Source organism: Streptococcus oralis, from assembly GCF_001578945.1.
Classification (GTDB): domain Bacteria; phylum Bacillota; class Bacilli; order Lactobacillales; family Streptococcaceae; genus Streptococcus; species Streptococcus oralis_Q.
Window position 1 is genome coordinate 33,974 of the sequence record NZ_KQ969552.1, and the last position, 3,423, is coordinate 37,396.

A 3,423-nucleotide genomic window follows, 5' to 3' on the forward strand; every position below is an offset into this window, starting at 1 on the left:
AACAAATATGAAACCTTCACGTAAAAAAGGAGTGTGCTTGGTCCGGAAATAATCTCCAAAAGCCAACATGGTTCGTTTGATATTCCCGGTCATAAAAGCATTATTATAAGCAATCCCTGATACTTCTCCAAAAGCAGTTGTCACCAGTCCCATACAGAAGGCCAATGGCGGTACGAGATAGATATTTTCTACAGTTTGCGGCACAAAGCCAATAATTAGGGACAGGACTGCAAGTGGAATTACGGACAAAATTGGCTTTTTAACAATTCTCAATTTTTCCTTATAAACAGTTAATAAAAGGACTCCCATCATAAAAGCTAGCAAGGTCATTACTTTGGCACTGGCATCTGACACGTTGTGTTGAATGAGTCCTACTGATAGAAAAACCACATTCCCAGTTTGGCCAGCCACAAGGGTGTTCCCTCGTACGATAAAGGTATAGGCATCGACATATCCTGCACAAAAAGTCAAAAAAAGCGCTAGTCTCTTAGACTGACGTGATATTTTTCTTATTGGTAATAATCTCATTTTCTCCCCCTTCTCATTTCATCTACTTATCTAAATATTGTACCACTTTCTCCAAGAAATGCGTAGTCCATTTGAAAATTTTACCATCTATTGGATAGTCCTTCTTTTCTGTGTTATAATGAAGGAAGGATTTGAAGTCGGAAAAGGAGTATCTATGCTTAAATTAGGTGTCATCGGAACAGGCGCTATCAGCCATCATTTCATAGAAGCAGCCCATGCTAGTGGAGAATACCAACTGGTCGCAGTCTATTCTAGAAAACGAGAAACTGCCGCAACCTTTGCTTCTCGCTATCAGGATATCCAACTCTTTAATCAATTAGAAGACTTCTTTAAGTCTTCCTTTGATGTAGTCTATATCGCCAGTCCAAACTCCTTGCATTTTGCTCAGGCACAAGCTGCCTTGTCTGCTGGTAAGCACGTCATTCTTGAAAAACCAGCTGTCACTCAGCCACAAGAGTGGCTGGATTTGAGACAGACAGCTGAGAAAAATCACTGTTTTATCTTTGAGGCAGCTCGTAATTACCACGAGGAAGCTTTTACTACTATCAAGAATTTTTTGGCAGACAAGCAAGTGTTGGGAGCTGATTTCAACTATGCCAAGTATTCATCCAAGATGCCGGATTTGTTGGCTGGGCAGATGCCAAATGTCTTTTCAGACCGTTTTGCTGGTGGAGCCCTTATGGATCTGGGGATTTATCCTCTCTACGCCGCTGTTCGCCTCTTTGGAAAAGCTCAGGACGCGACCTATCAGGCCCAACAGCTTGACAATAGCATTGACCTAAATGGAGACGGTATCCTCTTCTACCCTGACTTTCAAGTTCATATCAAAGCTGGGAAAAACATCACTTCCAATCTTCCTTGTGAGATTTACACAGCAGATGGAACCTTGACCCTCAACACGATTGAACATGTCTGCTCAGCTATTTTTAGCGACCACCAAGGAAATCAAGTCCAACTCCCTGTCCAACAGGCTCCTCATACGATGACTGAGGAAGTTGCTGCAATTGCACACATGATCCAGCAACCAGACCAGACGCTCTACCAGACTTGGCTGGATGATGCAGGCTCTGTTCATGATTTACTCTATACCATGCGCCAGACTGCTGGCATTAGATTTGAGGCAGAAAAATGAAAACCAAACTACCGACTGAATGGCAGGAATTGAGCAACCAACTCGGTTTCCAAGAATTTACCCCCATTCAAACTCAACTATTTGAGCCTATTCTTGCTGGAGAAAACCTCCTGGGAGTAAGCCCAACAGGAACTGGTAAGACCCTCGCTTACCTCCTGCCAAGTCTTCTAAGACTGAAAAAGAAAAAAGCGCAACAACTCTTGATCCTAGCACCAAATACAGAACTGGCTGGACAGATTTTTGACGTATGTAAAACATGGGCAGAAGCTATCGGCTTAACTGCTCAGCTCTTCCTATCAGGTTCCAGTCAGAAACGCCAGATTGAACGTCTTAAAAAAGGACCAGAAATTCTGATTGGAACACCTGGCCGTATCTTTGAGTTGATTAAATTGAAAAAAATCAAGATGATGAATGTGGAAACTATCATCCTAGATGAATTTGACCAATTGCTCGATGATTCTCAGATTCACTTTGTCGAGAAAATCACTCACTACGCACCCCGTGACCACCAACTCATCTACATGAGTGCCACTACAAAGTTTGACCAAGAAAAGATTGCACCAAACACGCGTACCATTGATCTCTCTGATCAAAAACTGGACAACATCCAACATTTCTACATGCAGGTAGACCAACGTCACCGAGTGGACATGCTACGAAAATTAGCTCATGTAGAGGATTTCCGAGGACTAGTTTTCTTTAATAGCCTATCAGATCTTGGCAGTGCGGAGGAAAAACTACAGTATCGCGATATCTTGGCTGTCTCCCTCGCTAGTGATGTCAATGTTAAATTTCGAAAAGTCATCTTAGAAAAGTTTAAAGACAAGCAACTAACCCTGCTCCTTGCAACTGACCTTCTGGCTCGTGGGATTGATATCGATAGTCTAGAATGTGTCGTAAACTTTGATGTTCCTAGAGACATGGAAACTTACACTCACCGCGCTGGCCGCACAGGTCGCATGGGTAAAGATGGCTATGTTATCACTCTCGTAACCCATCCTGAAGAACTTAAAAAACTCAAGAAATTCGCAAGTGTGCGTGAAATTGTTCTAAAAAATCAAGAACTCTTTATCAAATAAGGTTGGCATTCGCCAACCTTATTCTTATCCCCAAGTAATTTCTAATTGATAGCTGGCAAAAAGGTGTCCCTCTTGATTTTGCAACTGATAGGCGAGCTCAATCTTTTGCCCATCCAGTTTATAGTGACTCGTTTGAATGATAAACTCCTGCATACCCATGGGTGTAGGGATATAAGCCAAGCTATCACTATCCTTTAGAAATCGCATAATGGTCTTCGGGCTCGAGAAACGGGTCATTACCAGTTCTTGACCATGAAACTTGAGAACCACTTTTTCCTTTTCCTCATTATAAAAGAGTAAATAGCTAAAATCCCCTTTTTCACGCACTTCCACGTCATAGAGTTGGTCAATGACTTCCAACTGTTCATCAAACTGAATCGTATTTCGCATCCGAATCTTCACATCAGGTCCTCTTTCTTGTCTCTTGTCCTACTATTTTACCAAAAAGAGCAGGATTTTGCTATAATGGTCATATGAATGAAAAAGTATTCCGTGACCCAGTTCACAACTACATCCATGTCAATAATCAAGTCATCTATGACTTGATCAATACAAAAGAATTTCAACGTCTGCGCCGTATCAAACAACTAGGGACTTCCAGCTATACTTTCCATGGTGGGGAGCACAGTCGCTTTTCCCACTGTTTGGGGGTCTATGAGATTGCACGACGCATCACAGAGATTT

General features: G+C 42.1%; 4 protein-coding genes and 1 pseudogene. 3 read left to right on the plus strand and 2 right to left on the minus strand.

Annotation, left to right across the window (positions count from 1 at the left end):
- The coding region (locus tag SORDD16_RS05560; protein WP_061452673.1) for a YoaK family protein at window positions 1-528 on the minus strand (528 nt) is incomplete at its 3' end.
- A 154-nt stretch (window positions 529-682) separates the two neighbouring features.
- Here SORDD16_RS05560 and SORDD16_RS05565 point away from each other — a divergent pair.
- The gene (locus SORDD16_RS05565; RefSeq protein WP_061452674.1) at window positions 683-1,660 is read left to right on the plus strand and encodes a Gfo/Idh/MocA family protein; all 978 of its coding nucleotides are present in this window, start codon (window positions 683-685) and stop codon (window positions 1,658-1,660) included.
- On the plus strand, window positions 1,657-2,739 hold the full coding sequence (locus SORDD16_RS05570) for a DEAD/DEAH box helicase (protein ID WP_061452675.1): 1,083 nt from the start codon (window positions 1,657-1,659) through the stop codon (window positions 2,737-2,739). The genes SORDD16_RS05565 and SORDD16_RS05570 overlap by 4 nt, the downstream gene beginning before the upstream one ends.
- 24 nt (window positions 2,740-2,763) lie before the next feature.
- Here the strand turns inward: SORDD16_RS05570 and SORDD16_RS05575 are convergent, their stop codons facing one another.
- Window positions 2,764-3,141, minus strand: a complete 378-nt coding sequence (locus tag SORDD16_RS05575) for a YwiB family protein (RefSeq protein ID WP_081215154.1) — start codon at window positions 3,139-3,141, stop codon at window positions 2,764-2,766.
- A 71-nt stretch (window positions 3,142-3,212) separates the two neighbouring features.
- Between SORDD16_RS05575 and SORDD16_RS05580 the strand changes: the two are divergent.
- Window positions 3,213-3,423, plus strand: a pseudogene (locus SORDD16_RS05580) (HD domain-containing protein); the annotation flags it as partial.

Excerpts from the sequence above, each read along its gene's own strand:
- SORDD16_RS05570 (WP_061452675.1), top strand. The coding sequence starts at position 1,657 with ATGAAAACCAAACTACCGACTGAATGGCAGGAATTGAGCAACCAACTC.
- SORDD16_RS05565 (WP_061452674.1), top strand. The coding sequence starts at position 683 with ATGCTTAAATTAGGTGTCATCGGAACAGGCGCTATCAGCCATCATTTC.